The sequence below is a fragment of the Psychrobacter sp. N25K4-3-2 genome, from assembly GCF_015351755.1.
Classification (GTDB): Bacteria; Pseudomonadota; Gammaproteobacteria; order Pseudomonadales; family Moraxellaceae; genus Psychrobacter; species Psychrobacter glaciei.
In genome coordinates this window covers 1-619 of record NZ_JADKLX010000028.1, presented here as the reverse complement: position 1 = coordinate 619, position 619 = coordinate 1, and the positions used below count along the sequence as shown (strand labels likewise).

The 619-nt window shown below is 36.8% G+C and carries 1 protein-coding gene; it reads left to right on the top strand.

The features are described from left to right. Positions 1 to 278: 278 nt before the first annotated feature. The coding region (locus IOD06_RS13480; RefSeq protein ID WP_265087685.1) for an MATE family efflux transporter at positions 279 to 619 on the top strand (341 nt) is incomplete at its 3' end.

Below are 619 nucleotides of genomic sequence, written 5' to 3'. Positions count from 1 at the left end.
GATGAGTGAATTTTTTCGTAACGATAAATCAAGTCATGCCTTTGTGTAAAAAAGCACCAGATAACACAGTGTGTTTGTAATAAAAGTTATAAAAATGTGTTTTAATTGGTTTTTGGTGTGTTTAGGCTCTATTTTAACAAAAAGATGCAAAAACTAAGTTTTACTATTTTTTCGAATCTTTACTTCTTTAATTACTTCAATTGTAGTGATAAATCCGTGGCTTGAACTGCCTTGATGCTTTAAAATGATTCGTTCAGTAAAAGAGGCCTATTTATTCCATGCGCGCAATTTCAAAATCTCAGACTCGCCCAGATTTACTAAACGATCCCATTTTGCCTACATTAAAGACCATGACCATCCCGATGATATTCGGCATGATCACGCTAATGATGTTCAATATTGTCGATACATTTTTTATAAGCTTACTAGGCACTGAGCCGCTTGCAGCGGTGAGCTTTACATTTCCGGTTACCTTTACCGTTATTAGCTTAGCAATAGGGCTGGGGATCGGTACATCGGCAGTAATAGCAAAAGCGCTCGGTAGTAATAAAATAGATGAAGCGCGTTTTGACGCCAGTATTTCTTTAATGGTTGGTGTGGTTCTGGTTATTGTGTTGTC